This window comes from Allobosea sp. RAF48, from assembly GCF_052114025.1.
Classification (GTDB): Bacteria; Pseudomonadota; Alphaproteobacteria; order Rhizobiales; family Beijerinckiaceae; genus Allobosea.
In genome coordinates this window covers 119,285-145,052 of sequence record NZ_JBFRDZ010000015.1, presented here as the reverse complement: position 1 = coordinate 145,052, position 25,768 = coordinate 119,285, and the positions used below count along the sequence as shown (strand labels likewise).

The window sequence follows — 25,768 nt, the reverse complement described above, 5'->3', positions numbered from 1 at the left end:
CAAGTCCGAATGCGACGCTCGCATGGCGCCAGGCGCCATCGGCGGGGGAGGAGCGGCCGGCGTGGCTTGCGGGCTTACGGGCAGCCCGGTATCGACGAACCCGCACAGGCTGTGAGCGGAAGGGGCAAGGACAACGTGACGACTGGTTTCGCCCGCTTGCCCGACGCGCCGGCCTTCCGCCTCACCGATCTGCGTATCCCTGCCTGCCTGATCGAGGGCGCCGACATCGCCGCCGACCGCCATGGGCTGGCGCGGGTGGATCTCGCCATTACCGATGGCCGCATCGAGGCGATCGAGCCCGTTGGCGCGGTGGCGACGGGGACGGCGCCGAGCCTCGATCTCGACGGCGGCATCGTGCTGCCGCGCTTGGTCGACTGCCATACTCATATCGACAAGGGCCATATCTGGCCGCGCAGCCCCAACCCGGACGGCACCTTTCCGGGGGCGCTCGAAACCGTCGGGGCCGACCGCGAGGCGAACTGGTCCGCCGGGGATGTGCGGACGCGGATGGATTTCTCGCTGCGCACCGCTTTCGCTCACGGCACGGCGGCGTTGCGCACCCATCTCGACTCGCTGGGCAAGCAGATCGGTATCTCCTGGCCGGTTTATGCCGAGGTTCGGGCGGAATGGGCGGGGCGCATCGCGCTGCAGGCGTCGCCGCTGTTCGGCGCCGACGCCGCGCTCGATCCGGCGCATATGGCGGCGGTGATCGCCGCGGTGAAGGCGCATGGCGACGGTCTGCTCGGCTGCGTCACCTACATGATCCCGGAGCTCGACCGGGCGCTCGACATCCTGTTCCAGGCGGCGATCGAGAACGGCTTCGACCTCGATTTCCATGTCGACGAGACCAACGACCCGGCGGCGCGCTCGCTGGAGCACATCGCGGATGCGGCGCTGCGCCATCGCTTCACCGGTCGCATCCTCTGCGGGCATTGCTGCTCGCTCAGCCTGCATGGGCCGGAGGACGAGGCGCGCATCATCGCCAAGCTGCGCGAGGCCGGCATCGCCGTGGTCTCGCTGCCGATGTGCAACATGTACCTGCAGGACCGGCAACCCGGTCGCACGCCGCGCTGGCGCGGTGTCGCCGCCCTGCATGAGCTGAAGGCGGCCGGCGTGCCGGTGATGATCGCCTCCGACAATACGCGCGACCCGTTCTATGCCTATGGCGATCTCGACCTCGTCGAGGTGCTGCGCGAAGGCACGCGTATCCTTCAGCTCGACCATTCCGGGCCGGATTGGGCCAACGCCGTGGCGCGCAGCCCGGCTGCGGCGATGGGGCTGCGGGATACCGGCGTCATCGCTGTCGGGGCGACCGCCGACCTCATCCTGACGCGGGCACGCGACTGGACAGAACTCTTCTCCCGGCCGCAGGCCGACCGTACCGTGCTGGTCGCGGGCAAGCCGATCGACCGGACGCTGCCGGACTACCGCGAACTCGACCATCTGATGGCGAGCGCCAAGTGACGACTTTTCCCGCCATGACCTTTCCCGTCATGGTCGGCCTTGTGCCGACCATCCACGTCTTCCTCCGTCGCGGGCGGTGTTCAAGACGTGGATGCTCCCCACAAGGGCGAGCATGACGCCACAGGAACGCCTCGCATGACCGAACGCTACGACATCGCCACGCTGAAGACCCGCATCAGTGGCATCCGCACCGAAGAGAACCCGGCGCTGGTGAAGCAGAAGAGCCGGGATTTCTTCTGGTACTCGCCGGTGCTGAAGCGCCAGCTCGATCATGTCGTGGCCGACATCGTCGTCTCGCCGACGAGCGAGGCGCAGGTTCTGCAGGTTCTCGCCGCCTGCCACGAACTCGGCATTCCCGTCACGCCGCGCGGCACCGGCACGGGCAATTACGGCCAGGCGATGCCGCTCTCCGGCGGCGTTCTGCTCGACCTCTCCGGCTTCAACAAGGTCAAGGAGATTGCTGCCGGCCGCTATGTCGCCGAGCCCGGCGCGATCATGGCCCGCATCGACGACGAGACGCGCGCGCATTCGCGGCAGGAACTGCGCCTGCACCCCTCGACCTACCAGACGGCCTCGATCGGCGGCTTCATCGCCGGCGGCTCCGGCGGCGTCGGCTCGATCAAATGGGGCGGTCTGCGCGACTGGGGCAACATCATCCGGCTCAAGGTCGCGACGATGGAGGCAAGCCCGCGCATCCTCGAATTCTCCGGCGAGGATCTGCACAAGGTCGCCCATGCCTATGGCACCAACGGCATCATCACCGAGGTCGAGATGCCGCTGGGGCCGGCCTATAACTGGGTCGACGTCATAATCGGTTTCGAGAGCCTGCGTGCCGCGACCGAATTCGCCAATTCCGTTGGCGAACAGGACGGGCTCGCGCTCAAGAACCTCTGCGTCGTGGCTGCGCCCGCTCCGCACGATTACTTCCTGCGCCACCGCAAGTTCCTGCCGCGCGACAGCCATCTCGTCATCGTCATGGCCGCCGATTTCGCGGTGGATGCGCTCTGCGCCTATGCGCGCCGCTTCAAGGGGGCGGAGCTGCTGCTGCGCACCGACAAGCTCGCGCCCGAGGATGCCAAGGGCCTGCCGCCGGCCTATGAGCTCGGCTGGAACCACACGACGCTCAGGGCTTTGCGCGTCGATCCCGTGATCACCTATCTGCAGGTGCTCTACCCCTTCCCGAACCAGGTCGATCTCGTCGACAGGATCCATGCCCGCTTCGGCGACGAGGTGACCTGCCATCTCGAATTCGTGCGCTTCGACGGCAAGATCACCTGCTTCGGCCTGCCGCTCATCCGTTTCACCACCGAGGAGCGGCTGGAGGAGATCATCGCTGTTCACGAGGAGATGGGCGCGCCGATCTTCAACCCGCACCGCTATACGCTGGAGGAGGGCGGCATGAAGCAGACCGACGAGACGCAGCTCGCCTTCAAGCGGGAGGCCGATCCGCAGGGCCTGCTCAACCCCGGCAAGATGATCGCCTGGGAGGATCCGAGCTACGATTACCGCTCGGGCAAGACCTTCCTGTTCCGCAGCCTCGCCGAGGCCGGTGTCGGCTAAGAGATCTTTTGAAGCTTCAGCCCTCGTCCTGAGGAGCAGCCGCAGGCTGCGTCTCGAAGGATGATCGAGACGGTTCCGGAGCCTCATTAAGCATCCTTCGAGACGCGGCTTCGCGGCTCCTCAGGATGAGGGCTCGACAAATGGTCGAACGGAGGCCTCAGCCATGCGCGTGCTCGTCCTCTATGCCCATCCGGTTCCGGAAAGCTTCGGTGCCGCGGTCCATCAAACGGTGGTCGCGACGCTGCAGCGGGCGGGGCATGAGGTCGACGATTGCGATCTCTACGCGGAAGGCTTCGACCCGGTGCTGAGCTGCGGCGAGCGCCGCGGCTATCACGACACAGCCAGCAACACATTGCCGGTTGCCGGCTATGTCGAGCGCGTCAGGGCCGCAGAGGCTCTGGTGCTGTGCTTTCCGGTCTGGAACTTCGGCTACCCGGCGATCCTGAAGGGTTTCCTCGACCGGGTCTTCCTGCCCGGCGTCTCGTTCAAGATGGTCGACGGAAAGGCTCAGCCCGCGCTCCACAATATCCGCAGGCTTGCGGCTGTGACGAGCTATGGCGGCTCGCGCTGGCGCGCCTTTCTGGTGGGCGATCCGCCGCGCAAGGCCGTTTGCCGGGCGCTGCGCGCCGTTTGCCATCCGCTGGCGCGCACGACTTATCTGGCTCATTATGAGATGAATCTCTCGACCGTGGAGAGCCGGGGGGCATTCCTGCAAAAAGTCGCCACGAAGCTGACAGTGTTTTAGCTCTGACATCGGATTGTCATCTGTCTGTCATGTTCGCGCGCGATTACGCAGCCGGCGAAGCGTCTGCTTATCCGTCCAAGGATCGGCCCGAAGGATCGACCTATGACCAAGGCAATCGAGAAAAGCGTCGGCCGTGCCCTGCTCGTCACCGCCCGGCTGCATCGGTCGCGGATGGGCGAGAGGCTGAACGGGCTCGGCCTGTTTCCAGGGCAGGAGCAGGCGCTGAAGGCGCTGCAACCGGCGCCGATGACGATGGGCGAGCTCGCCTCGCTGCTGCGCGTGAAGCCGCCGACCGTGTCGAAGACGATCGGGCGGTTGTCGCTGCAGGGGCTGGTGACGCGCGAAGGCGGCAACCGTGACGGCCGACTGGTCCAGGTTGCCCTAACGGAAGCCGGGCAGAAGACAGCAATCGAGCTCGATGCCGTCTGGAACGACGTCGAGGAGGAACTTCTCGACAAGCTCGACGGCAAGGAGCGCAAGCAGCTGCGCAAGCTGCTGCGCAAGGCGGCGAAAGGCCTGTCCAAGGCCGGCGCCGATCACGACGATCCGGACAGCGATATCGACGAGGCCGATAGCGACGCCTGATTTCTGCATGGAGCGCATGCGCTCCTGCACTGGCGAAGGCGTCTAAATCGGTTCAATCTGGTTTTGTCATTCCTCCAGAGCATGGCGAAACCGGACGTGCCCCTGCCATCCGAGGCCTCTTCCGAAGCGGGGCGAGCCCGGCTCGCGGCCATAGGCCTGATGGGCGTGGCCGTCCTGCTGTTCTCGATGCTCGATGCCAGCGCGAAATGGCTGGGGCAGTCGATGAACCCGCTGCAGGTGGTGTTCGCGCGCTACGCCGGCAGCATGATCCTGGTCTTCGCCCTGATCAATCCGTGGACGCATCCCGGCGTGCTGCGGACCAAGCGCCCCTGGTTGCAATGGGGGCGCTCGCTGCTCCTGCTCGCCTCGACCGCGCTGAATTTCATCGCCCTGCGCTATCTCCAGCTGGCCGAGACGATTTCGATCATGTTCGCGGCGCCGTTTCTCGTGGCGCTGGTCTCCGGGCCGCTCCTCGGCGAATGGCCGGGCCCACGCCGGCTGGTGGCGATCGCCGTCGGCTTTCTCGGCGTGCTGGTGGTGACGCGGCCGGGCATCGGCGGCATGCATCCGGCCGCGCTGCTCAGCGTGCTCGGCTGCTTCTGCTTCGCCTTCTACGCGCTGTCGACCCGCGTGCTCTCGGCCCATGATTCTTCGGAAACGACGATGATCTATTCCGGCGCCGCCGGAACGCTCGCCACGGTTCCGCTGCTGCCCTGGATCTGGGAGACGCCGCAGGGGCTGCTGCCCTGGCTGCTGATGGTCCTGGTCGGCGTGCTCGGCGGCTTCGGCCACTGGCTGCTGATCCTGGCGCATCGGCTCGCACCGGCCACGGTGCTGGCGCCGTTCATCTACTCGCAGATCGTCTGGATGGTGCTGCTCGGCTGGCTCGTCTTCGGCCAGTGGCCGGATCGCTGGACCTTTGCCGGCGCCGGGATCGTCATCGCCTCGGGCCTCTATCTGCTCTATCGCGAGCGTGTGCGGCATGTGCCGGAGGAAGCGGCTTCGGCACGGCTGGATTGAGATTGCAGGGTCATTCTCGGGCGGCGCGCCAGCGACGACCCGAGAATCTCCATGAAAGAGAAGCGCGGGTAAATCACCCCTTCTGGACCACGAGATGCTCGGGGCATGCCCGAGCATGACGCCCCCTTTGGAGGCGGCGGAGCCGTTCAGACCGTGACCTGCGTGCCGACCTCGACGACGCGGCCGGTCGGGATCTGGAAGAAGTCCGTCGCGTCGGTCGCGCTCTTGGTCAGCCCGATGAAGAGATTGTCCTGCCAGATCGGCATGCCGGATTGCGGCGAGGGCTTGATCGAGCGGCGCGACAGGAAGAACGAGGTCGACATGATGTCGAACTTGAAGCCCTGCTTGCGCAGCATGGCGAGGCCCTTGGGCACGTTCGGGCTTTCCATGTAGCCATAGACCATGTCGACCCGCCAGAAGTCGTCGGTGATGCGGGCGAGGCGCACGCGCTCTTCCTCGGGCACGCGCGGGGTGTCGGCCGAGCGCACGGTCAGGACGACGTTGCGCTCGTGCAGGACCTTGTTGTGCTTGAGGTTGTGCAGGAGCGAGGCCGGCGCCGTCTCAGGGTCGCTGGTCAGGAAGACTGCCATGCCCTTCACCCGGGCCGGCGGGCTCTTCGACAGCATGGTGACGAGCTCGAGCAGCGGCACGTCGGTCTTGCGGGTCTTGTCGAACAGGATCTTGGTGCCGCGCATCCAGGTCCACATCACCAGCGTCAGCGCCATAGCGAGCAGCACCGGCACATAGCCGCCGTGGAACAGCTTCAGCATGTTGGCCGAGAAGAACGAGACGTCGACCAGCAGGAAGGGGAGGATGAGCGCGGCGGTGGCCGGCAGGCTCCAGCCCCAGTGGCGGCGGATGACGATGGCGGCGAGCAGGGAAGAGACCACCATCGTGCCGAAGACCGAGATGCCGTAGGCGTGCGACAGGCTGGAGGAGGTGCGGAACGACCAGACCAGGATCAGCACGACGACGAGCAGCAGCAGGTTGACGCGCGGCACGTAGATCTGGCCCGAGGTCTGCTCGGAGGTGTGGCGGATCTCCATGCGCGGCAGCAGGCCGAGCTGAATCGCCTGCCGCGTCAGCGAGAAGGCGCCGGTGATGACCGACTGGCTAGCGATGATGGTCGCCACCGTCGCCATGATGACGAAGGGCAGCAGCAGGCCCTGCGGCGCGAGGCGATAGAACGGGTTGTCGATGGCGCTCGGGTCGGACAGGATCAGCGCGCCCTGGCCGAGATAGTTCAGCCACAGCGCCGGAAAGACGACGTAGAGCCAGGCGCCACGGATCGGGCCGCGGCCGAAATGGCCCATATCGGCATAGAGCGCTTCGGCACCCGTCACGGCCAGACAGACCGAACCGAGCACGGCGAGCGAGACGCCGGCGTGGTCGCGGAAGAACAGCAGGGCGTAGTAGGGGTTGATCGAGCGGAAAACGCTGAGATCGTCGGCAATGTGGTAGATGCCGAGCCCGGCCAGCGTCAGGAACCAGACCAGCATGATCGGGCCGAAGAAGGTCGCGACGCGATGGGTGCCGTGGCTCTGCATCACGAAAAGGCCGATCAGGATCACCGAGGCGATCCAGAGGATGTAATCGTCGAGGGCCGGGGTGATCAGCTTGACGCCCTCGATCGCCGAGAGCACCGAGATGGCGGGGGTGATGACGGTGTCGCCGTAGAACAGGCCGGCGCCGATCATGCCGAGCAGCAGCGCGACATGGCTGCGCGCCCGGCCGAGGCTGCGCTGGGCGAGCGCGACGAGGGTCAGGATGCCGCCTTCGCCATTGTTGTCGGCCCGCATCAGCAGCACGACATATTTCAGCGTCACGACGACGACGAGCGACCACAGGATCAGCGAGAGGACGCCGATCACGACGGTCGGCGGAACCGTGACGTTCTCCTGTCCGCCGGTCGCGGCGAGGATCGTTTCGCGAAGCGCATAGAGCGGACTCGTGCCGATATCGCCATAGACGACGCCGAGCGCGCCCAAAGCCAGAGCGGCGAAGCCGGTCCTGCCGTGTCCCTGGCTCGCAGCCTGGCCTTGGCCATCGTCGAGTCCGAAACGGGAATCCTCTGGCCGGACGGTCGCAGGATTCGGCTTCTCATGCCCCATCAGGGATCTCCGCACACGCTGCGGTGCAGCGAAAGGCCGGGGGCTCTAGCATAATGCGAACGGCGCGCAAAGGCAGGGTTCAGTTGGAGGCGCCGAGCCCGGCACCGAAGCGCCGCTCGACATAGCTCGCGACCATGGTCTTGAACTCCTCCGCAATGCCGGCGCCCCTGAGGGTGGCGACCTTCTTGCCGTCGACGAAGACCGGCGCGGTCGGCGCCTCGCCGGTTCCCGGGAGCGAGATGCCGATATCGGCGTGCTTCGACTCGCCGGGGCCGTTGACGATGCAACCCATCACCGCGACGTTGAGGTTCTCCACGCCGGGGTAGCGCGTCTTCCATTCCGGCATGGAGCTCGAAATCCAGTTCTGGATGTCGCGCGCCAACTCCTGGAACACGGTCGACGTCGTGCGCCCGCAGCCGGGGCAGGCCGCGACGAGCGGCACGAAGGCGCGGAAACCCATGGTCTGGAGCAGTTCCTGCGCCGTCTTGACCTCGAGCGTGCGGTCGCCGCCCGGCTCCGGCGTCAGCGAATAGCGGATGGTGTCGCCGATGCCTTCCTGCAGCAGGATGCCGAGCGCGGCCGAGGAGGAGACAATGCCCTTCGAGCCCATGCCGGCTTCGGTCAGGCCGAGATGGATGGCGTAGTTCGCCCGGCTCGCCAGCATGCGGTAGACGGTGATCAGGTCCTGCACGCCCGATACCTTGGCCGACAGGATGATGTATTCGCGGGCGAGGCCGAGCTCCTCGGCACGCTCCGCCGAGAGCAGTGCCGACTGCACCATGGCCTCGCGCATGATGGCGCGGGCATCGAGCGGGCGCTGGGCACGGGCGTTCTCGTCCATCAGGGCGGTGAGCAGCTCCTGGTCGAGCGAGCCCCAGTTGGCGCCGATGCGGACGGGCTTGCGGTGCCGGATCGCCATCTCGACGATCTGGGCGAACTGCTTGTCCTTCTTGTCCTTGAAGCCGACATTGCCGGGGTTGATCCGGTACTTCGCCAGCGCCTCGGCACAGGCCGGATGATCGGCCAGCAGCTTGTGGCCGATATAGTGGAAGTCGCCGACCAGCGGCACATCGACGCCGATGCGGTCGAGCCGCTCGCGGATCTTCGGCACGGCGGCAGCGGCCTCGTCGCGGTCGACGGTGATGCGCACCAGCTCCGAACCTTGCCGCGCGAGCGCGGCGACCTGGGCCACCGTAGCCGCGATATCGGCCGTGTCGGTGTTAGTCATCGACTGCACGACGATCGGCGCGCCGCCGCCGACGACGACGTGGCCGACCTTGACCGGCACGGTGAGCTGCCGGGCGAGCGGGCCGGCGCGTTCCGGGGTCAGATGGGAGAAGGCGCGCTCATTCATGCGGCTGCTCTAGAGCGTTTTCATGGTTTCTGACAGCCTCATGACGAAGCGGCGTTCCGGCAATGCTCGCAGCGGCCGACGATCTCGACCATTTGATGAGAGGGCGAGAATTGCCGGGTTTCGGCGATGGCCGCCACCGCTTTCTTCATGGCGGGCGAGGAATCCTCATCGACGCCGCCGCAGACCTCGCAGATCAGGAAGGCTACGACCTCGTTCGCGCCATGGCCGTGAAGGCAGGCGACATAGGCGTTCTTCGAGGAGAGGCGATGGACGAAACCCTGCTCGACGAGAAAATCGAGAGCGCGGTAGATCGAGATCGGGGCGAGGCGCCGCCCGCCTTTCGGCGAAATGCGGTCAGCGAGGTCGTAGGCGCCGACCGGACGATGGTCCGCGTGGAGCGCTTCCAGCGCCTGCCGCCGGATCGGAGTGAGGCGAAGACCGCGCTCGCGGCAGATCCGCTCGGCGCGCGCCAGCGCCTCGGCGGCGTGGCGGCGATGATCCTCCGCATGGCGACAATCTCCGTCATGCGTATGATGCACATGGTTGTCATGCGTATGCGCGTTTGGCTGCATTTTCGTCATGTTGCGTTGCAAAGAGTCATCGGGCAACTTGCGAGTGCCTGTCGTTGCGGCATTGCCACGTTCAGCCCGAACCTAAGCATTTTCTCCTCGATTGTCAGGGGCCTTGACGCTCATGTTCCTCAAAGACCGTACTGCGGCCATCACCGGCTCGACCTCCGGCATTGGCCTCGCCTACGCCCGCGCGCTTGGTGCCGAGGGCGCCAATCTCGTCATCAACGGCATCCTCCCGCCAGCCGATGCAGAGAAGCTGCGCACCGACCTGGAGACGGAGTTCGGCGTCAAGGTGCTGTTCTCGCCGGCGGACATGACGAAGCCCGCCGAGATCGCCGGCTTCATTGCCGAGGGCGAAAAGGTGTTCGGCGCCATCGACATCCTGATCAACAATGCCGGCATCCAGTACGTCTCGCCCATCGACGAGTTTCCGCTGGAAAAGTGGGACCAGATCATCGCGATCAACCTGTCCTCAGCCTTCCACACCATACGCGCCGCCCTGCCGAAGATGAAGGAGAAGGGCTGGGGCCGCATCATCAACACAGCGTCGGCGCATGCCTTCGTAGCCTCGCCGTTCAAATCAGCCTATGTCGCCGCCAAGCATGGCATCGCCGGGCTGACCAAGACGGTGGCGCTGGAAGTCGCGACCAAGGGCATCACCGTCAACGCCATTGCGCCCGGCTATGTCTGGACGCCGCTGGTCGAGAAGCAGATCCCCGACACGATGAAGGCGCGCAACATGACCAAGGAACAGGTCATCAACGACGTGCTGCTCGACGCCCAGCCGACCAAGGAGTTCGTGACGGTCGAGCAGGTCGCGGCGCTCGCCGTCTTCCTTTGCACTGACGCGGCGAAGTCGATCACGGGAGCTACCCTGCCAATCGACGGCGGCTGGACCGCCGCGTGAGCGGGCGCCCCTCCCGCAAGGCCGAGCCGGTCAAGGGACTGGCCGGGCCGAAGGCGGAAAAGACGGTCTCGCTGGCCCTGCAAGGCGGAGGCGCCCATGGCGCCTTCACCTGGGGCGTGCTCGACGTCATCCTCGAAGACGGGCGCCTCGGCATCGAGGCCCTGACCGGGACCAGCGCCGGCGCGATGAATGCTGTGGTGCTGGTCGAAGGCTGGATCGACGGGGGCGCCGACGGCGCGCGCGCCAAGCTTGAAGCCTTCTGGCGGGCGGTCAGCGTCGACGGCAAATATGCTGGCTCGGAGCGCTCGCTGCTCGACACGATGCTCGGTTCCTGGGGCCGTGACGGCACGCCGCCCGGCCTGCTCTTCCTGGAGATGTTCTCGAAGGTCGCGAGCCCATACGACATCAACCCGCTCAACATCAACCCGCTGCGCGGCGTCGTCGCCGATCTGATCGATTTCGAGAAGGTCCGGGCCTGCGACGCGGTGAAACTCTTCATCGCCGCGACCAATGTCCGTACCGGCAAGATCGCCGTGTTCGACGGCAAGGACCTGACCCCGGACCACGTGATGGCGTCGGCCTGCCTGCCGATGGTCTTCCAGGCCGTGGAGATCGACGGCGAGGCCTATTGGGACGGCGGCTATATGAGCAACCCGGCCCTGTTCCCGTTGTTCTACAAGGCTGATTGCGACGACATCCTGCTGGTGCAGATCAACCCGGTCCAGCGCAAGGAGCTGCCGACCAAGGCGCGCGAGATCCAGGACCGGATCAACGAGATCACCTTCAACGCCTCGCTGCTGCGCGAGTTGCGCGCCATCGACTTCGTCAACCGCCTCGTCGATGCCGGCAAGGTGCCGCGCGACGAGTACAAGCGCGTGCTGATGCACCGGATCGACGGCGGCCCGCCGCTGGCCGAACTGACCTCCTCGTCACGGATGAACGCCGACTGGTCCTTCCTGCTGCGGCTGCGCGACATAGGCCGTGGGGCGGCCAAGCGCTGGCTGAAGCGCAATTATGCCGCGATCGGCCACACGGAGACGCTCGACCTGCGGGAGGCGATCACCTGAGGCTCCCGAACCCAGTCCGCTGATTGCAGGATTCTTCGCGTTCCGGCGTCTCACCTGTTCCCGGGACCGCGCTTGCGCGAGGGCGAGGCGAAATGCCATTCACCGTCAGGGACCCGTTTTCAGAAGGACAGGGATTTTCCATGAGCAGCAAGCTGATCGTCACCGCCGGCCCCTACAGCTTCGAGGCGAAGCTCGAGCTCGAGGCCGCGCCGAAGACCTGCGCCGCCTTTCTGCGGCACCTGCCCTTCGTCAGCAAGATCGTGCATGTGCGCTGGAGCGGCGAGGGCGTCTGGATGCCGCTCGGCGATCTCGATTTCGGCGTCGGCTACGAGAACAACACGGCCTATCCGGCTCCGGGCCAGATCATCCTCTATCCGGGCGGGGTGAGCGAGACCGAGATCCTGCTCGCCTATGGCGGCGTGCAATTCGCCAGCAAGGCCGGCGTCCTCTCCGGCAACCACTTCCTTACCCTGACCTCGGGGCTTGAGAACCTCTACGCGCTCGGCCGCAAGACCCTCTGGGAAGGCGCGCAGGACATCCGCTTCGAGTTGGCCGGCTGAGCCGTATCCAGCGCACGGGTTGAGACAAGAAGGGCGGGACGCATGGCGTCCCGCCCTTTCTCTTTCACGCGGCGGCCGGCGGATCTTCCGGCGGGCTCTCCGCCGCCGGCTTGCGCGGCCTCAACATGCGGGGCTCGGCCGCTTCGGCTGGTAGTGCCTCGTCGGTCTGCGTCTCGGGCGGCGCGGCCTTCGTTTCCGCTTCGGCCTCAGGCTGTGCCGTGGCGGCCAGGTTCTGGCACAGGCCCAGCATCGCCCGCGCGATCTCGGCCTCGCCCATGATCGTCAACGTCGCGCCGCATTTGGTGAGATGGGCTACCTCCGCATCGGAATGGGCGCGGGCGACGATCGGCAGGGTCGGATTCTCGGCACGGGCCTGCTCGCAGACCTGGCCGGCCTCGAAGCTGCCGGGGATGGCGACGAAGAGGCGGATGGCGCGCCCGACCGCCGCCGCGGACAGTACCTCGGGGTCGGCCGCATTGCCGACGAGCAGCTCGGCGCCGTCGCGCTTCGCGGTTTCGACCGCGTCCGGATTGTCCTCGATCACCAGCAGCTTCGAGCCCTGCGCCAGCAGGCCGGCACCGAGCAGGCTGCCGACCCTGCCGTAACCGACCACGACAATATGATCGTTGAGGCTGGTGGGAGTGATGTCGCGCTCCGGCGGTGTTTCGGGCTGGGGAACAGGAGCCGCGGCCTTTTCCGCCGCGGCCGGCTCGGTTGGAGCAGGCGCGGGCTTTGGCTTTGGCTTCGCCGTCGCGGGGGGCTCCGAAGCCAGGCGCTCGGCCAGCGCGAACATCACGGGATTGAACAGGATCGACAGGATCGCGCCGGCCAGGATCAGATCGCGGCCCTGGGCCGGCAGGATTCCGAGCGCGCTCCCGAGCCCGGCCAGAATGAACGAGAACTCGCCGATCTGCGCGAGAGAGGCCGAGATGGTGAGCGCGACCGCGTTCGAGCGGCCGAAGGCGCGCACGATCATCCAGGCCGCGACGGATTTGCCGATCAGGATGATGGCGAGCGTCGCGATCAGCGGACCCGGCGCCCGCAGGATGATGCCGGGGTCGAAGAGCATGCCGACCGAGACGAAGAACAGCACCGCGAAAGCGTCGCGCAGCGGCAGCGTCTCCTCGGCTGCGCGCTGCGAGAGCGGCGACTCCGACAGGATCATGCCGGCGAAGAAGGCGCCGAGCGCGAAGGAGACGCCGAACAGGGTGGCGGCCGAATAGGCGACGCCGAGGGCGACTGCGAGCACGGCGAGGCGGAAGAGCTCGCGCGAGCCGGTATGGGCGACCCAGTGCAACACCCAGGGGATGACGCGCCGCCCGACGACGAGCATGAAAGCGAGGAAGCCGATCAGCTTGGCGAAGGTCAGGCCGATTACGCCCCAGATGCCGAGGTCGAAGCGGGTCGCCAGCGGCGCGCTCGCGCCCGGCTGCGAGCCGCCGTTGATGATGTCGGCCAGCACCGGCAGCAGTACCAGCGCCAGCACCATGGCCATATCCTCGACGATCAGCCAGCCGACGGCGATGCGGCCGCGCTCGGTCTGGACCATCCGGCGCTCCTGCAAGGCACGCAGCAGCACGACGGTCGAGGCGGTGGAGAGGGCAAGGCCGAAGACCGCGCCGGAGAACCAGCTCCAGCCGAGCAGCGTGCCGAGCCCGAGGCCGAGCAGCGTGGCGATGCCGATCTGGACGACGGCGCCGGGCACCGCGATCGCCTTCACCGAAAGCAGGTCCTTGAGGGAGAAATGCAGGCCGACGCCGAACATCAGCAGGATGACGCCGATCTCGGCCAGCTCGTTGGCGAGGTTCTGATCGGCGACGAAGCCGGGTGTGAACGGGCCGACGGCGACGCCGGCGACGAGATAGCCGACGAGGGGGGAAATCCGCAGTTTTTGGGCAAGCGCCCCGAAGACGAAAGCAAGGCCTAGGCCCGCGACAATGATGGCGATCAGCGGGCCGTGATGCATGGGTCTCCCGAATCCGAAACGTCAAGAAATCGAAAATGTTGGAACGTTTCGGAGCATGGGGACTGAGACCGCCGATTTCAACCGAAAGACGTACGTCTTTTAGGCTTGCCATGGCGAATTTTCTGTCCCTTCGGCGTGAGCCGCGGACATGAGGAAGCGACGTCGGCGGCCGGGTGACCGCGACGCAAACGGCGAATGACGGGTAAGTCCTACGCCTTGGGTTTCTCGAGCAGGACCTGGCCCTGCTTCTCGACCCCGATCTTCAGCTTCTCGGCGAAGACGGCGAGCATCCAGGGCAGCGTCACCTCGACGCGGATGAGGCGCTCCTCGACCTCGACGCGGCCATGGACGGTGTGGCCGAGCGCGCCGACGCCAAAATGCAGGCTGTCGCCCTCCCAACGCTCCTCGACGAGCTGCATCCTGACCATGCCGAGCCTGTCGCGGATGCGATCGATCCCGCTGCGCAGGCGGTTGAGCGCGGCCTCGCGGCCGAGATCATGCGAGATGGTAATGGAGACGGGCTTGCCCATGGCGCCTCATCGAGCAGTGGAACTGCAGCCAGACATGGCGACGGCGCCGGAGATTTTCCAGCGCCGCCGAAAGCCCGCCGAAAAGCGGGCGTGACGATCGACAAGGTAATCCTGCAAGATAAGCGCGAGAGAGCCCGGCGATCTGCCGGGAGCTCAGCTGCGTTCGCTCAGGCGCTGCTGACCGGATTGCGTGACGTGCCACGCGGCTCCATCCGTCTCGACGAGCCCGCGATCGCGCAAGGCGAGCAGCATCGTATCGTCGAAGATGAAATGCTGGGTCTTTTCTTCGATGCTTTCCAGCGCGATCCATTCCGGATCCGAGAGAACCGAGGGATGTGCGATCTGGAGGTGCTGAACGTGCATATAGCGTCTCCTTCTCGTTGATTGCCCCTGTTCCCGGGGAGATCGCATCCAAACATGACCGGGTTATGGCCGAACAGCGAAGAATGATGACCCATGGCTTTTCGCGTCGGCCGTCTTTTCGCGCGTCGGCGGGAACCCAGCCGCTCCGTCCCTCGTTCCATGGCCGTGCCCCCTTTCAGAAACGGAGAGACCGCCATGGCGATCGCCAACAGATTTCCGCCGGATGTGCCTACCACTGCCGAGGAAGCTCAGGATCAGGTCGAGTCCACGGTGAGCACGCTGCGCGGCAAGGCGGCGGATATGGCCGACAAGGCGAGCGAGACGGTGAAGGATGGCTATGAGCGGGCGAGGGAAGCCTGGGACGAGGCCGACCCGATCGCGACGGCCCGCGAAGGCGGGCAAGCCGTGGCGCGGACGGTGGAGCGGCATCCGCTCGCGACGCTCGGTCTCGGTGCCGTGAGCATCGGGCTGATCGCCTGGGCTACGCTGCGCAGCCGGCCTGTCTCGCGCTGGGAGCGGTATCAGCCCGACTATGGCCGGGTGCGTGGCTGGCTCAATGACTACGGCTCCGATGCCGCGGAAGCCGGAAGCCGTGCCTTGAAGGCTGGCAGCAACTGGCTGAGCGCCCGCCGCGACCTTGCGGACGACTATGCGGATCGCGCCAACGACTATGCGTCGCGCGCGCGTGAATTCGCCGACACGGGCGGGCGCATGCTGGTCAAGCGGGCCGAGCGCGAGCCCATGGCCGCCCTGGTCGGGCTCGGACTCGCCGTCTACGTGATCGGCTCTCTGCTGGCCTCGGCCTCGAGCAGGGAGGAGCCGGCGCCCGCTCCGGCCCGCAGGCGCTCGACCAAGCGCTGAGCGGAATCAGGGGGGTCGAAAGCGCATAAGGAAAAGCCCTGCGGCGCGAGGCGTCGCAGGGCTCCCGAATTGCTGGCGCGGCGCCTCCGGGAGGCGCCGCTCGATTGTTACCACCAGTAGCGGCGCGGGCCGTAATAACCGGGGCCGTAGTAGTAGTTGCGGCTGGCGCCGGCCGCGATCGCGCCGCCAACGACGCCCGCCGCGACACCGGCGGCGACCGCGTTGCCGGCCTCGTTCGAAGCGCGACGGTTCTCGACATAGTTCGCCGAGCGGCACTGCTGGTAAGCGCGGGTGCCGGGACGGAAGCCCTGGGCCTCACAGGTGACTTCAGCGTCAGCCATGGACTCCTGCGCGGTCTGGCAACCGGCGAGGAGAGCGGCCATCGCGCCGACGATCAGAATGCTACGCATATTTTATCCTTTTCAGCCTCCCATTGGCCTGCGGGGGACTTAAGAGCAGCCGTGGTTGCAGGTCAAGAATGTCTCAGGTCTTGCGTTAAAGTTCGCACAGCCGAAATCATTCAATAGCCGCACAATTCCGCTCAAATTGAGTGAACGCCGATCTGGTGAAGGAACCCGAAGGGGCATGCACAGATCCGGGCTTGCATTTGCGCGACAGCAGCGGAACATGATGGCCAAACCGATCAGGACAGTCTGGACCATGTCGATGCCGCGTTTCTTCCTTCTTCTGCCGGCTTTGTTTCTGGGAGCTTGCGCCTATCACACCTCGCGCAGCAGCGCCGTCGTGGTCACGGATACGCAGAGCGTGGTGGAGGGCTGCACCAAGCTCGGCGTGATCGACGGCAAGTCCGATCTGCATTCGGTGCTGCTCACCGATACGGCGCGCGATACGATCGTGACGCGTCTGAAGATCAGGGCGGCGGAGATGGGCGGGAGCCATGTCGTCTCCAGCGCGGCCGACATCAAGTGGAAGGGGCCGGACACATCGGGCACGGTCTACAAGTGCGCCCGGTGAGCCGGGTGGCCGGCTCGTTCCGGTAAGAGGGCGGGGGCCTCAGCCAGGCGCCCGCGCGGAGCCGGCAATCAGCCCTTCAGCAGCCACTCATGCTCGGCGGCGTTGTGGAATTTCCAGGTCCGCTTCGGGCCGGCCATGACGTTGAGATAGTAGAGATCGTAGCCGTGGCAGGTGGCGCAGGGATGATAGCCCTTCGGCACCAGCACGACGTCGCCGTCCTCGATCGCCATGGCTTCGTCGAGGCTGCGGTCATCCGTGTAGACACGCTGGAAGCCGAAGCCCTGAGGCGGGTTGAGGCGGTGGTAATAGGTCTCTTCAAGATAGGACTCCTGCGGCAGGTCGTCCCGATCGTGCTTGTGCGGCGGGTAGCTCGAGGTGTTGCCGGCGGGAGTGATGACCTCGACGACGAGCAGCGAATCCGCCGGCTCGCCTTCCGGCAGGATGTTGGTGACGTGGCGGGTGTTGGAACCCTTGCCGCGAATCTCCTGGCCGAGATCGTCCGGTCCGATGACGCGCACGGGCAAGCCGCCTCCGAGACCGGGGGCCGTGCAGACCGCGAGTTCGAGATCGGTGGTGGCGGTGACGGACCAGTCCGAGCCTTGCGGAACATAGACCGACCAGGGTTTGCCCTCGAAGGGGCTCATGCGTTGGCCGAGCTCGCCGAGTTCCTTGCCGCCGGCCTCGACCTTGCCCTTGCCGGTGACGAAGACGAGACAGGTCTCGCGACCGCCGGTCGGAGCCGAGACGGTCTCGCCCGGCTTCAGGCGGTGCAGATCGAAGCCGACATAGGTCCAGCCGGCATTCTCCGGCGTGACACGCGTGACGTGGCCGTGGGAGCCGTTGGGCTTGACCTTGAGATGGGACATGGGGCTCTCCAGCGCATTCTCGGTGGGCTCGTCATGCTCGGGCTCGACCCGAGCATCTCCGGCAAGAGATTCTCGGGTCTGCGCTTCGCTTCGCCCGAGAATGACGTTGTATTCAGACCAGGCCCGCTTCCTTGATGAAGCGCGCCAGATTGGCATGCCCGAGCTTCGCGTAAGCGGCGGGCTCCGCCTTCTTAGGGTCCTGCTCGGCCTCGACCACGATCCAGCCCGAATAGTCCCAGAGCTCTCTCAGCACGCGGACATAGTCGATCAGGCCATCGCCCGGCACGGTGTAGACGCCTGCGAGGACGGATTCGAGGAAGGACCAATCCTCGCGATTGGAACGCCACATCACCTCCTCGCGGATATCCTTGCAGTGGACGTGGTGGATGCGCGCCTTCCAGTGGCGGGCGATGCGAGCGGGATCGCCGCCGCCCCAGGTGGCGTGGCCGGTGTCGAGCAGCAGGCCGACGGCCGGGCCGGTGACGCCCATGAACCGGTCGATCTCGGCCTCGGTCTGCACGACCGTGCCCATGTGGTGGTGATAGACGAGCTGCAGGCCGTACTCCGCCTTCACCGCCTCGGCGAAGTTGGTGTAGCGCGCGCCGAAATCGTCCCAGCGGGCCTTGGGCAGCACGGGGCGGGCCGAGAGCGGCTTGGTGATGTCGGAGTGGATCGCGTTCGAGGTCTCGGCGGCGATCAGCACCGAGCAGCCCATGTCGCGCAGCAGCTTCGCATGAGCCTTCACCGCTTCCATCTCGGCGGCGACGTCGCGGACGAGCAGCTCGGTCGAATACCAGCCGGAGACCAGCGCATGGCCGTGGGCGTCGAGGATCGGCTTCAGCCGGGCGGCCTCGCGCGGGAACTTGTTGCCGAGTTCCATGCCGGTGAAGCCGGCTTCACGCGCCTCCTTCAGGCAGGTTTCGAGCGGGATGTCGCCGCCGATCTCGAGCATGTCGTCATTCGACCAGCCGATGGGGTTCGCGCCGATGCGGATCATGTGTCGGGTCTTTCTCATTCACGGTTGCCGCCGTCATTGCGAGCGTAGCGAAGCAATCCAGGTCTCATGGAGCTCGACGTCTCCTGGATTGCTTCGCTACGCTCGCAATGACGGCCTGTTATTCACCGACGCGCTGCTGTTTGCGTCGTTCGTCGTAATTCGCCCGCGCTGCACGCACCTGATCGCGCTCGCTGACTTCAGGCACGGCAACGTCCCACCAGGCGCCGCCAGCGCCGGTCGAGATCAACGGGTCGGTGTCGATGACGACGACGGTCGTGCGGCTGTTGGTCTTCGCCTGCGCCAGCGCGGCTTCAAGCTCGGCGATGGAGGCGGCCCTGGTCGCGATCGCGCCCATGCTGGCGGCGTGGGCGACGAAGTCGATCTCGGGCAGCGTCTCGTGCCGGGAATCCCGGAGCAGGTTGTTGAAGCTCTGGCCGCCGGTCGCGTTCTGGAGCCGGTTGATGCAGCCGAAGCCGCGATTGTCGAGCAGGACGATGGTGAGCTTGAGCCCCAGCATCACCGAGGTCGCGATCTCGGAATTCAGCATCAGATAGGAGCCGTCGCCGACCATGACGACGACTTCCTTGTCGGGGCGTGCCATCTTGGCGCCGAGACCGCCGGCGATCTCGTAGCCCATGCAGGAGAAGCCGTATTCGGCGTGGTAGGAGCCGGGTGCCCCGGCCTGCCAGAGCTTGTGCAATTCGCCGGGCAGCCCGCCTGCAGCGTGGAGCAGGACGACGTCCGAGCCCAGCGCGCGCTGGACCGCGCCGATGACCTGCGCGTCCGAGGGGAGCGCCGCGTTGGTGGCAGCGGTGACCTTGTCTGCCTCCTCGCGCCAGTCGGCCTTGCCGGCCTTGGCGTCGGCTGTCCAGCTCTCGGGCGCCTTCCAGCCGCCGATGATCTCCGCCAGCTCGGCCAGGCCCTCGCGGGCATCGGCGACGAGGGGCAGGGCGCGGTGCTTGCCAGCGTCGAAGGGCTGGACGTTGAGGCCGATGATCGTCTTCTGCTGCGCGCCGAACAGCGCCCAGGAGCCGGTGGTGAAGTCCTGCAGGCGGGTGCCCACCGCCAGAACAAGATCGGCTTCAGCGGCCAGGCGGTTGGCCGCTGCGGTGCCGGTGACGCCGACGGCGGCCATGTTGAGCGCGTCGTCATCGGGCAGGGAGGATTTGCCGCCTTGCGTCTCGCAGACGGGAATGCCCGTCGTGGCCGAGAAGCGGGCGAGGTCGTCGGAAGCGCCGGAATAGAGCACGCCACCGCCCGCGACGATCAGAGGCTTCTTCGCGCCTTTCAGAGCTGCTGCGGCAGCCTTCAGCTCGTCGCGGTCCGCCCGGGGTCGGCGCGGCGTCCAGAGCCGTTCGGCGAAGAAGCTCTCGGGATAGTCATAGGCTTCCGCCTGCACGTCCTGGCAGAGCGCCAGTGTCACCGGCCCGCATTCGGCCGGATCGGTCAGCACCTGCATGGTCCGGGCGAGCGCCGGGATGATCTGCTCGGGCCGGGTGATGCGGTCGAAATAGCGCGAGACGGGGCGGAAGCAGTCATTGGCCGAGACGGTGCCGTCGCCGAAATCCTCGACCTGCTGGAGGACGGGATCGGGAATGCGGTTGGCGAAGACGTCGCCCGGCAGCAGCAGCACCGGCAGGCGGTTGACATGAGCGAGCGCCGCGGCGGTGACGAGGTTGGTCGCGCCGGGGCCGATCGAGGTGGTCGCGGCCATGAAGCGGCGGCGCATGTTCGCTTTGGCATAGGCGATGGCCGCATGCGCCATGGCCTGCTCGTTATGGGCGCGGAAGGTCGGCAGGCGCTCGCGCTCGTGCCATAGCGCTTCGCCGAGGCCCGCGACGTTGCCATGCCCGAAGATCGCCCAGACGCCGCCGAAGATCGGCAGGCGCTGCCCGTCGACCTCCGTCATCTGCGCCGCGAGATAGCGCGTCAGCGCCTGCGCCATGGTGAGGCGGACGGTACGAGTCATGTCGGTTTCCGACTCTCTATAACAAGTAACGATGTCATCCCGGACGAGCGAAGCGAGACCGGGGATCCATTCCGGAGCCTAACCGATGAAAGCTCCGGAATGGATCCCGGATCGGCGCCGCTATCGCGGCTTGTCCGGGATGACCCGCGAGGATGAAAGTGCAGCACCGAGCCTACGCCGCCTTGCGGCCGCGCGTGGCAAGCCAGAGGTCGGTCAGTGCCTCGAAACGCCGGGCCATGTCGGCGATGGCGGCTTCGTCGTCGAGCTTGCCGGCGAGCCAGCCTTCCGCTGCGGCCATGAAGATGGTGCGGCCGACGGCGAAGCCCTTGACGATGGGGGCGGCGGCCGTGGCGGCGAAGCCTGCCTCCAGCTCCTCGGCAGGGGCGTCGAGCCCGAGCAGGAGCACGCCGCGGCACCAGGGATCGTGCTTCGCGATGGTCTTCTCGATGGCCGCCCAGGCGGCTGGAGAGGATTGCGGCTCGAGCTTCCACCAGTCCGGCTTGATGCCCAGCGCGTAGATCTCCTCCATCGCGCGAGCGATCGTGTCCGGCCCCAGCGGGCCGTTCTTGCTGGCGATGATCTCGATCAGCAATTCGCGGCCGACCTTGCGCGCAGCCTCGAACAGACCGCGCAGCTTGTCCTGCTGTGTCTGCTTCAGCTCTTCGGAATCGTCCGGGTGATAGAAGCAGAGAGCCTTGATGCAGTGGTCGACCGGCCATTCCGGCAGCAGCGAGCCGATGTCCTGGCTCGTCTCGAAGCGCAGCGGGCGCGATCCCGGCAGCTCGACCGGGCGGCCGAGCCAGGCGAAGGGATGACGCGCGAATTCGAACATCGCCTCGCGTCCATGCTTCTCGTCGAGCAGCATGCCGTAGCCGGGCCGGCCATCGGCGACGCGGGCGGCAGCCTTGACTGCGAGGACCTTGAAGTCACGGATGCGGGCGGGGTCGGCGCCGAGCTTCGCGGCAAGCTCTTCCAGCTGGATGCGGTGGTCGCAGGCGAGCGCCATCAGCGAGGGGATGTCGCGCCGGCGCGTCGTCGCCCAGTGGATGTGGTTGATGGCCTCGTCCTTGCGCAAGGCGCGGTGCGGGCTGCCGTTCCTGAGGAAATACTGCAATTCCTCGAAGGTCGGGCTCTCCGGCGAGCAGAGCAGGCGCGAGACGGCGAAGGCGCCGCAGGCATTGGCCCAGGTCGCGGCGGTCTGGAGGCTCTCGCCGCCGAGCCAGCCGCGCAGGAAGCCGGACATGAAAGCGTCGCCGGCGCCGAGCACATTGTAGACCTCGATCGGGAAGCCCTTGCCGACAATGCCGTCCTCGAGATCGTCCGGGATCGCGCCTTCATAGACGATGCAGCCCATCGGGCCGCGCTTGAGCACGATGGTGGCGGGGGTGATGGAGCGGATCGTCCTCAGCGCCTGCAAGAGCTCGCTCTCGCCCGAGGCGATCAGCACCTCTTCCTCGGTGCCGATGATCAGGTCGCAGCCCGGCAGCACGGTTTTCATCCGCTCGGAGACGGCCTGCGAGGCGATGTAGCGGTTGTCGCCGGCGTCGTGGCCGGCAAGGCCCCAAAGATTAGGCCGGTAGTCGATATCGAGCACGACCTTGCCGCCGTTCCCGCGCATCAGCTTCATCGCCTTGCGCTGGGCGGCCTCGGGCTTGGGCCGGGCGAAATGCGTGCCGGTGACGACGACGGCGCGGGCCTTCGCGATGAAGGTCGGGTCGATGTCGCCTTCCTCCAGGGCCATGTCGGCGCAGTTCTCGCGGTAGAACAGCAGCGGGAAGGATTTGTCGCTCTCGACCGAGAGGATGGCGAGTGCGGTGAGGCGTTCGGAGTCGGTCTTGAGGCCGTCGAGATTGACGCCTTCGCGGGCGAGCTGCTCGCGCAGGAAGCGGCCGAACTGCTCGTTGCCGACGCGGGTGAGCAGGGCCGAGCGCAGGCCGAGCCGCGCCGTGCCGATGGCGATGTTCGCCGGGCAGCCGCCCACCGATTTGGCGAAACTGGTGACATCCTCCAGCCGCGAGCCGATCTGCTGGCCGTAGAGATCGACCGAAGCGCGGCCGATGGTGATGACGTCGAGCGCCTGCGCCGATCCGCCGAGCGGTCCCGTCATATGTTCCTCCAGGCCTTGTCGCTTCTTGTGAGGCGCGGTCGGCCGAACGGCTCCGCGCTGACGGTATGAAATAATAATTCCATTACGCCGTCAATGCGGAATACTTGTTCCTACTCACGCGAGCGGCGGCGACGGCCGCGCCCGGCGCGGCGGGCATCGCCGATGCCGACGGCGAGCGCCATGGCGAGCGCCATGGTCGAGGACAGGGTGCGGAAGCCGCCGAAATCAGCCTCGGCCACCTCGAACCAGGTCTGCGCGAAACTGGCGAGGGGCGAGAAGGCGCTATCGGTGATGGCGACAACCGGCACGCCCCGCTCGGCGAGGCCGCGTGCATCCTCGATCGTCGCCGGCGTATAGGGCGAGAAGCTGACGACGAGGGCGGCGTCCCCCGGCGTGGCGAAGGAGATGATCTCGGGGCTCAGGCCTGCCGCGGATTCGACGAGCTGGTTGCGCACCTCGAGCTTGCCGAGCGCATAGGCGAGGTAGCTCGCGACCGGAAAGGAGCGGCGGCGGGCGAGGATATAGATCGTCTCGGCCTCGGCCAGCGTCGCGATCGCGTGGTCGAGCGCCCCATGATCGAGCGAGCGGCTCATCACGTCGAGCGATTTGCGCGAGGCGGTCAGGAAGCCGTCGAGGATGCGGTGATTGCCAGCGGCCGCGTCCTCGCCGGCGCGCAGCGTGTTGAGCCGCTCCTCATAGCTCGAATTGCGCTCGCGCAGCCGCTCGCGGAAGACGCCCTGCAGGCTGGTGAAGCCGTCGAAGCCGAGATGCTGGGCGAAGCGGATCAGCGTCGAGGGCTGCACGCCGGCCGAGACAGCGATGCTGGCGGCGGTGCCGAAGGCGATCTCGTCGGGATTGTCGAGCGCATAGGCCGCGATCTGGGCGATGCGCTTGGGCAGGCTCTCGCGCTGGGCGAGAATCAGCGTGCGCAGGCCGTCGAAATCACGCGGCAGTTCCGCAACGGCGGTTTCGCTCATCCTGGATTCCCGTTGCCGTCCCCGTTGCGACAGTTCTGGCAGCGAAGCGGAAATGGAGCAAGCGTTCCAATAGGGGAATGAACAATCGACCGGGGAAGGGGGCTGTCATGCTCGGGCTTGACCCGAGTATCTCTTGCCGCAGGAGATTCCAGCTGCTTTCCCGGCACGAGATTCCCGGGCCTCCGCTTCGCTTCGCCCGGGAACGACGCCGTGGCTCAGCCCGGCAGGCCGGCGGTGCAACTCTGACCGCCATCGACCGGCAGGCAGACGCCGGTGATGAACTTGGCCTCGTCCGAGGCGAGGAAGACGGCGGCGTTGGCGATGTCCCAGGCCGTGCCCATCTTGCCCATCGGCACCTGCGCGTCGCGGGCGGCGACCATCTCCTCGACGGAGGCGTATTGCGAGGAGATCTGCTTGTAGATCAGCGGCGTGTCGATCAGGCCGGGCATGATGCAGTTCGCGCGGATGTTTTGCTTCGCGTACTGCATCGCGAGCGCCACCGTCGCCTGGTTCACCGCAGCCTTGGTGGCGTAGTAGGCGAAATAGGGATAGCCGGTCCAGCGGATGGCGGCGAGTGAGGAGATGTTGACGATCGCGCCGCCGCCGCTCTCCAGCATCTGCGGAATCACGGCCTTGGCACAGCGATAGACCGAGCCGAGATTGAGCTGGAGCGAGGCGTTGAACTGCTCCTCCGACAGCTCGACCGGGCCGCCCATATGGGTGACCCCGACATTGTTGTGGAGGATGTCGATGCCGCCGAAATGCTGCGCAGCGTCCGCGACGCAGGCCTCGACCGAGGCGAGGTTGGTGACATCGGCCGCCAGCGCCAGGGCGTTGCCGCCTTCTCCGGCGATGATCGCGGCGGTCTCTTCCGCTGCTGCCAGGTTCAGGTCGATGCAGGCGACGCCGGCGCCCTCGCGGGCATAGGCGACGGCGGCGGCCTTGCCGTTGCCCCAGCCGGGGCCGGAGGAGCCGGCGCCGAAGACGATGGCGATCTTGCCCTTCAGCCGGTCGGCCATGGAAGGTCTTTCTGTGGGTGTAGCGCGGACGCGTTCAAGAAGCGCGTCATGCTCGGGCTTGACCCGAGCATCTCGGAAACCAGAGCGAGCTGGTCATGAGATTCTCGGGTCGCCGCTTGCGCGGCGCCCGAGAATGACGGTGTGGCAGAGATCAGCTCAGCGAGCTGCCGACGGCCTTCTCCAGGATGCCCCAGGCTTCGTCGCCGTACTTCTTCTTCCATTCGGCGTAGAAGCCGGCCTTGCGCAGAGCGTCGCGGAAGGCGTCGGCCTTGGTCTCATTGATGGTCATGCCCTTGGAGGCGAGTTCGCCCTGCAGGCCGGCATTGAGCTTGGCGACGTCCTGGCGCTCCAGCAGCGCGGCGGCGTTGATGTTCTTGGCGACGATGGCGCGCAGGTCTTCCGGCAGCTTCTCCCAGGCGCGGCGATTGGCCAGGAACCAGAAGCCGTCCCACATGTGGTTGGTCAGCGAGAGGTACTTCTGCACCTCGAAGAGCTTCGCGGTCGAGATGATCGCGAGCGGGTTCTCCTGGCCGTCGACGATCTTGGTCTGCAGCGCGGTGTAGACCTCGGCGAAGTTGATCGAGGCCGGTGCCGACTGGAGCGCGGTGAACATCGAGGTCCAGAGCGGGGAGACCGGCACGCGGATCTTGAAGCCCTTCAGGTCGTCGGGCGTGTTGATCGGGCCCTTGGACGAGGTGATCTGGCGGAAGCCGTTGTCCCAGATCTTGTCCATGACGACGAGGTTGGCCTTGTTGATCTGGCCGCGGACGTAAGCGCCGAGCTCGCCGTCCATCGCCTTCCAGACCGCGTCATAGTTCGGGAAGGCGAAGCCGATGCCCGAGAGCGAGGCGTTGGCGACCAGCGTCGACAGGATCAGCGGCGAGAGGGTGAAGAACTCGACGCCGCCCGAGCGGACCTGGCTCAGCATGTCCGTGTCGGAGCCGAGCTGGTTGTTCGGGAAGATCTGGATGTCGACGCGGCCCTTCGTCTCTTCCTTGATCTTCGCAACGGCCTCGTTGGCGCGGGTGTTCATCGGGTGCGCGACGGGCAGGTTGTTGGCGTATTTGTAGGTGAACTCGGCGGCCTGGGCATTGGCGCGGCCGATATGGAAGGTGCCGATGGCGGAGGCGGCGGCTGTCGCCTGGAGCAGGGTGCGGCGCGAGATGGTCATGGGCGTTTTCTCCTTGAGAACG

General features: G+C 66.5%; 24 protein-coding genes. 10 read left to right on the top strand and 14 right to left on the bottom strand.

Features of this window, described 5'->3' with window-relative positions; all coding sequences use genetic code 11:
• The first annotated feature begins 135 nt into the window (after positions 1–135).
• The 5 genes from AB4Z10_RS24305 (at position 136) to AB4Z10_RS24285 (ending at position 5,374) form a co-directional block, all read left to right on the top strand.
• Positions 136–1,464, top strand: a complete 1,329-nt coding sequence (locus AB4Z10_RS24305) for a cytosine deaminase (RefSeq protein WP_441472977.1) — start codon at positions 136–138, stop codon at positions 1,462–1,464.
• A gap of 135 nt (positions 1,465–1,599) precedes the next feature.
• Positions 1,600–3,024: an FAD-binding oxidoreductase gene (locus tag AB4Z10_RS24300; protein ID WP_441472976.1), complete on the top strand. Its 1,425-nt coding sequence runs from the start codon at positions 1,600–1,602 to the stop codon at positions 3,022–3,024.
• A 163-nt stretch (positions 3,025–3,187) separates the two neighbouring features.
• Entirely contained in the window at positions 3,188–3,769 is a 582-nt protein-coding gene (locus AB4Z10_RS24295; RefSeq protein ID WP_441472975.1) for an NAD(P)H-dependent oxidoreductase, read from the top strand.
• A gap of 102 nt (positions 3,770–3,871) precedes the next feature.
• Complete coding sequence (locus AB4Z10_RS24290) at positions 3,872–4,354, top strand: MarR family winged helix-turn-helix transcriptional regulator (protein WP_441472974.1); 483 nt, start codon at positions 3,872–3,874, stop codon at positions 4,352–4,354.
• A gap of 96 nt (positions 4,355–4,450) precedes the next feature.
• Entirely contained in the window at positions 4,451–5,374 is a 924-nt protein-coding gene (locus tag AB4Z10_RS24285; RefSeq protein WP_441472973.1) for a DMT family transporter, read from the top strand.
• Between the two features lie 146 nt (positions 5,375–5,520).
• Here the strand turns inward: AB4Z10_RS24285 and AB4Z10_RS24280 are convergent, their stop codons facing one another.
• The 3 genes from AB4Z10_RS24280 to AB4Z10_RS24270 form a co-directional block, all read right to left on the bottom strand.
• Positions 5,521–7,485: a potassium transporter Kup gene (locus AB4Z10_RS24280; protein ID WP_441472972.1), complete on the bottom strand. Its 1,965-nt coding sequence runs from the start codon at positions 7,483–7,485 to the stop codon at positions 5,521–5,523.
• A gap of 79 nt (positions 7,486–7,564) precedes the next feature.
• Positions 7,565–8,839, bottom strand: coding sequence for a flavodoxin-dependent (E)-4-hydroxy-3-methylbut-2-enyl-diphosphate synthase (ispG, locus tag AB4Z10_RS24275; protein ID WP_441472971.1), 1,275 nt, complete (start codon positions 8,837–8,839; stop codon positions 7,565–7,567).
• A gap of 38 nt (positions 8,840–8,877) precedes the next feature.
• Complete coding sequence (locus AB4Z10_RS24270; RefSeq protein WP_441472970.1) at positions 8,878–9,420, bottom strand: Fur family transcriptional regulator; 543 nt, start codon at positions 9,418–9,420, stop codon at positions 8,878–8,880.
• A gap of 112 nt (positions 9,421–9,532) precedes the next feature.
• Here AB4Z10_RS24270 and AB4Z10_RS24265 point away from each other — a divergent pair, with 112 nt between their 5' ends.
• The 3 genes from AB4Z10_RS24265 (at position 9,533) to AB4Z10_RS24255 (ending at position 11,945) form a co-directional block, all read left to right on the top strand.
• Positions 9,533–10,318: a 3-hydroxybutyrate dehydrogenase gene (locus tag AB4Z10_RS24265; RefSeq protein ID WP_441472969.1), complete on the top strand. Its 786-nt coding sequence runs from the start codon at positions 9,533–9,535 to the stop codon at positions 10,316–10,318.
• On the top strand, positions 10,315–11,385 hold the full coding sequence (locus tag AB4Z10_RS24260; protein WP_441472968.1) for a patatin-like phospholipase family protein: 1,071 nt from the start codon (positions 10,315–10,317) through the stop codon (positions 11,383–11,385). Before AB4Z10_RS24265 ends, AB4Z10_RS24260 begins: the two co-directional genes overlap by 4 nt.
• Positions 11,386–11,525: 140 nt before the next feature.
• Positions 11,526–11,945 carry a DUF3830 family protein gene (locus AB4Z10_RS24255; RefSeq protein ID WP_441472967.1) on the top strand — a complete coding sequence of 140 codons (420 nt, stop codon included), beginning with the start codon at positions 11,526–11,528 and terminating at the stop codon, positions 11,943–11,945.
• 64 nt (positions 11,946–12,009) lie between these two features.
• Here AB4Z10_RS24255 and AB4Z10_RS24250 read toward each other — a convergent pair whose 3' ends face one another.
• The 3 genes from AB4Z10_RS24250 to AB4Z10_RS24240 all read right to left on the bottom strand — a co-directional run bounded on the left by AB4Z10_RS24250 (position 12,010) and on the right by AB4Z10_RS24240 (position 14,804).
• Positions 12,010–13,911, bottom strand: coding sequence for a cation:proton antiporter domain-containing protein (locus AB4Z10_RS24250; RefSeq protein ID WP_441472966.1), 1,902 nt, complete (start codon positions 13,909–13,911; stop codon positions 12,010–12,012).
• Between the two features lie 209 nt (positions 13,912–14,120).
• On the bottom strand, positions 14,121–14,441 hold the full coding sequence (locus AB4Z10_RS24245; protein ID WP_441472965.1) for a polyhydroxyalkanoic acid system family protein: 321 nt from the start codon (positions 14,439–14,441) through the stop codon (positions 14,121–14,123).
• Positions 14,442–14,594: 153 nt separating this feature from the next.
• Positions 14,595–14,804 carry a hypothetical protein gene (locus AB4Z10_RS24240; RefSeq protein WP_441472964.1) on the bottom strand — a complete coding sequence of 70 codons (210 nt, stop codon included), beginning with the start codon at positions 14,802–14,804 and terminating at the stop codon, positions 14,595–14,597.
• Positions 14,805–14,999: 195 nt separating this feature from the next.
• On the opposite strand from AB4Z10_RS24240, the gene AB4Z10_RS24235 reads away from it, so the two are divergent.
• The gene (locus AB4Z10_RS24235; RefSeq protein WP_441472963.1) at positions 15,000–15,665 is read left to right on the top strand and encodes a hypothetical protein; all 666 of its coding nucleotides are present in this window, start codon (positions 15,000–15,002) and stop codon (positions 15,663–15,665) included.
• 107 nt (positions 15,666–15,772) lie between these two features.
• Here the strand turns inward: AB4Z10_RS24235 and AB4Z10_RS24230 are convergent, their stop codons facing one another.
• Positions 15,773–16,075, bottom strand: coding sequence for a hypothetical protein (locus AB4Z10_RS24230; protein ID WP_441472962.1), 303 nt, complete (start codon positions 16,073–16,075; stop codon positions 15,773–15,775).
• 250 nt (positions 16,076–16,325) lie between these two features.
• Here AB4Z10_RS24230 and AB4Z10_RS24225 point away from each other — a divergent pair, with 250 nt between their 5' ends.
• Positions 16,326–16,640, top strand: coding sequence for a hypothetical protein (locus tag AB4Z10_RS24225; protein WP_441472961.1), 315 nt, complete (start codon positions 16,326–16,328; stop codon positions 16,638–16,640).
• A 68-nt stretch (positions 16,641–16,708) separates the two neighbouring features.
• On the opposite strand, the gene iolB is transcribed toward AB4Z10_RS24225, so the two are convergent.
• The 7 genes from iolB to AB4Z10_RS24190 form a co-directional block, all read right to left on the bottom strand.
• The gene (gene iolB / locus AB4Z10_RS24220) at positions 16,709–17,506 is read right to left on the bottom strand and encodes a 5-deoxy-glucuronate isomerase (RefSeq protein ID WP_441472960.1); all 798 of its coding nucleotides are present in this window, start codon (positions 17,504–17,506) and stop codon (positions 16,709–16,711) included.
• Between the two features lie 112 nt (positions 17,507–17,618).
• Positions 17,619–18,503, bottom strand: coding sequence for a myo-inosose-2 dehydratase (gene iolE / locus AB4Z10_RS24215; RefSeq protein ID WP_441473019.1), 885 nt, complete (start codon positions 18,501–18,503; stop codon positions 17,619–17,621).
• A 118-nt stretch (positions 18,504–18,621) separates the two neighbouring features.
• Positions 18,622–20,472, bottom strand: a complete 1,851-nt coding sequence (iolD, locus tag AB4Z10_RS24210; protein ID WP_441472959.1) for a 3D-(3,5/4)-trihydroxycyclohexane-1,2-dione acylhydrolase (decyclizing) — start codon at positions 20,470–20,472, stop codon at positions 18,622–18,624.
• Between the two features lie 172 nt (positions 20,473–20,644).
• A complete protein-coding gene (locus tag AB4Z10_RS24205; RefSeq protein ID WP_441472958.1) occupies positions 20,645–22,579 on the bottom strand; it encodes a bifunctional 5-dehydro-2-deoxygluconokinase/5-dehydro-2-deoxyphosphogluconate aldolase in 1,935 nt (644 codons plus the stop codon).
• A 110-nt stretch (positions 22,580–22,689) separates the two neighbouring features.
• Complete coding sequence (locus AB4Z10_RS24200) at positions 22,690–23,556, bottom strand: MurR/RpiR family transcriptional regulator (protein WP_441472957.1); 867 nt, start codon at positions 23,554–23,556, stop codon at positions 22,690–22,692.
• A gap of 215 nt (positions 23,557–23,771) precedes the next feature.
• On the bottom strand, positions 23,772–24,575 hold the full coding sequence (locus tag AB4Z10_RS24195; RefSeq protein ID WP_441472956.1) for an SDR family NAD(P)-dependent oxidoreductase: 804 nt from the start codon (positions 24,573–24,575) through the stop codon (positions 23,772–23,774).
• A gap of 151 nt (positions 24,576–24,726) precedes the next feature.
• Complete coding sequence (locus tag AB4Z10_RS24190; RefSeq protein WP_441472955.1) at positions 24,727–25,746, bottom strand: TRAP transporter substrate-binding protein; 1,020 nt, start codon at positions 25,744–25,746, stop codon at positions 24,727–24,729.
• Between the last annotated feature and the right edge of the window lie 22 nt (positions 25,747–25,768).

Excerpts from the sequence above, each read along its gene's own strand:
- AB4Z10_RS24240 (WP_441472964.1), bottom strand. The coding sequence starts at position 14,804 with ATGCACGTTCAGCACCTCCAGATCGCACATCCCTCGGTTCTCTCGGAT.
- AB4Z10_RS24245 (WP_441472965.1), bottom strand. The coding sequence starts at position 14,441 with ATGGGCAAGCCCGTCTCCATTACCATCTCGCATGATCTCGGCCGCGAG.
- AB4Z10_RS24205 (WP_441472958.1), bottom strand. The coding sequence starts at position 22,579 with ATGACGGGACCGCTCGGCGGATCGGCGCAGGCGCTCGACGTCATCACC.
- iolB (WP_441472960.1), bottom strand. The coding sequence starts at position 17,506 with ATGTCCCATCTCAAGGTCAAGCCCAACGGCTCCCACGGCCACGTCACG.
- AB4Z10_RS24270 (WP_441472970.1), bottom strand. The coding sequence starts at position 9,420 with ATGACGAAAATGCAGCCAAACGCGCATACGCATGACAACCATGTGCAT.
- AB4Z10_RS24255 (WP_441472967.1), top strand. The coding sequence starts at position 11,526 with ATGAGCAGCAAGCTGATCGTCACCGCCGGCCCCTACAGCTTCGAGGCG.
- AB4Z10_RS24225 (WP_441472961.1), top strand. The coding sequence starts at position 16,326 with ATGTCGATGCCGCGTTTCTTCCTTCTTCTGCCGGCTTTGTTTCTGGGA.
- AB4Z10_RS24250 (WP_441472966.1), bottom strand. The coding sequence starts at position 13,911 with ATGCATCACGGCCCGCTGATCGCCATCATTGTCGCGGGCCTAGGCCTT.
- AB4Z10_RS24280 (WP_441472972.1), bottom strand. The coding sequence starts at position 7,485 with ATGGGGCATGAGAAGCCGAATCCTGCGACCGTCCGGCCAGAGGATTCC.
- iolD (WP_441472959.1), bottom strand. The coding sequence starts at position 20,472 with ATGACTCGTACCGTCCGCCTCACCATGGCGCAGGCGCTGACGCGCTAT.
- AB4Z10_RS24265 (WP_441472969.1), top strand. The coding sequence starts at position 9,533 with ATGTTCCTCAAAGACCGTACTGCGGCCATCACCGGCTCGACCTCCGGC.
- iolE (WP_441473019.1), bottom strand. The coding sequence starts at position 18,503 with ATGATCCGCATCGGCGCGAACCCCATCGGCTGGTCGAATGACGACATG.
- AB4Z10_RS24200 (WP_441472957.1), bottom strand. The coding sequence starts at position 23,556 with ATGAGCGAAACCGCCGTTGCGGAACTGCCGCGTGATTTCGACGGCCTG.
- AB4Z10_RS24290 (WP_441472974.1), top strand. The coding sequence starts at position 3,872 with ATGACCAAGGCAATCGAGAAAAGCGTCGGCCGTGCCCTGCTCGTCACC.
- ispG (WP_441472971.1), bottom strand. The coding sequence starts at position 8,839 with ATGAATGAGCGCGCCTTCTCCCATCTGACCCCGGAACGCGCCGGCCCG.
- AB4Z10_RS24195 (WP_441472956.1), bottom strand. The coding sequence starts at position 24,575 with ATGGCCGACCGGCTGAAGGGCAAGATCGCCATCGTCTTCGGCGCCGGC.
- AB4Z10_RS24235 (WP_441472963.1), top strand. The coding sequence starts at position 15,000 with ATGGCGATCGCCAACAGATTTCCGCCGGATGTGCCTACCACTGCCGAG.
- AB4Z10_RS24300 (WP_441472976.1), top strand. The coding sequence starts at position 1,600 with ATGACCGAACGCTACGACATCGCCACGCTGAAGACCCGCATCAGTGGC.
- AB4Z10_RS24295 (WP_441472975.1), top strand. The coding sequence starts at position 3,188 with ATGCGCGTGCTCGTCCTCTATGCCCATCCGGTTCCGGAAAGCTTCGGT.
- AB4Z10_RS24190 (WP_441472955.1), bottom strand. The coding sequence starts at position 25,746 with ATGACCATCTCGCGCCGCACCCTGCTCCAGGCGACAGCCGCCGCCTCC.
- AB4Z10_RS24230 (WP_441472962.1), bottom strand. The coding sequence starts at position 16,075 with ATGCGTAGCATTCTGATCGTCGGCGCGATGGCCGCTCTCCTCGCCGGT.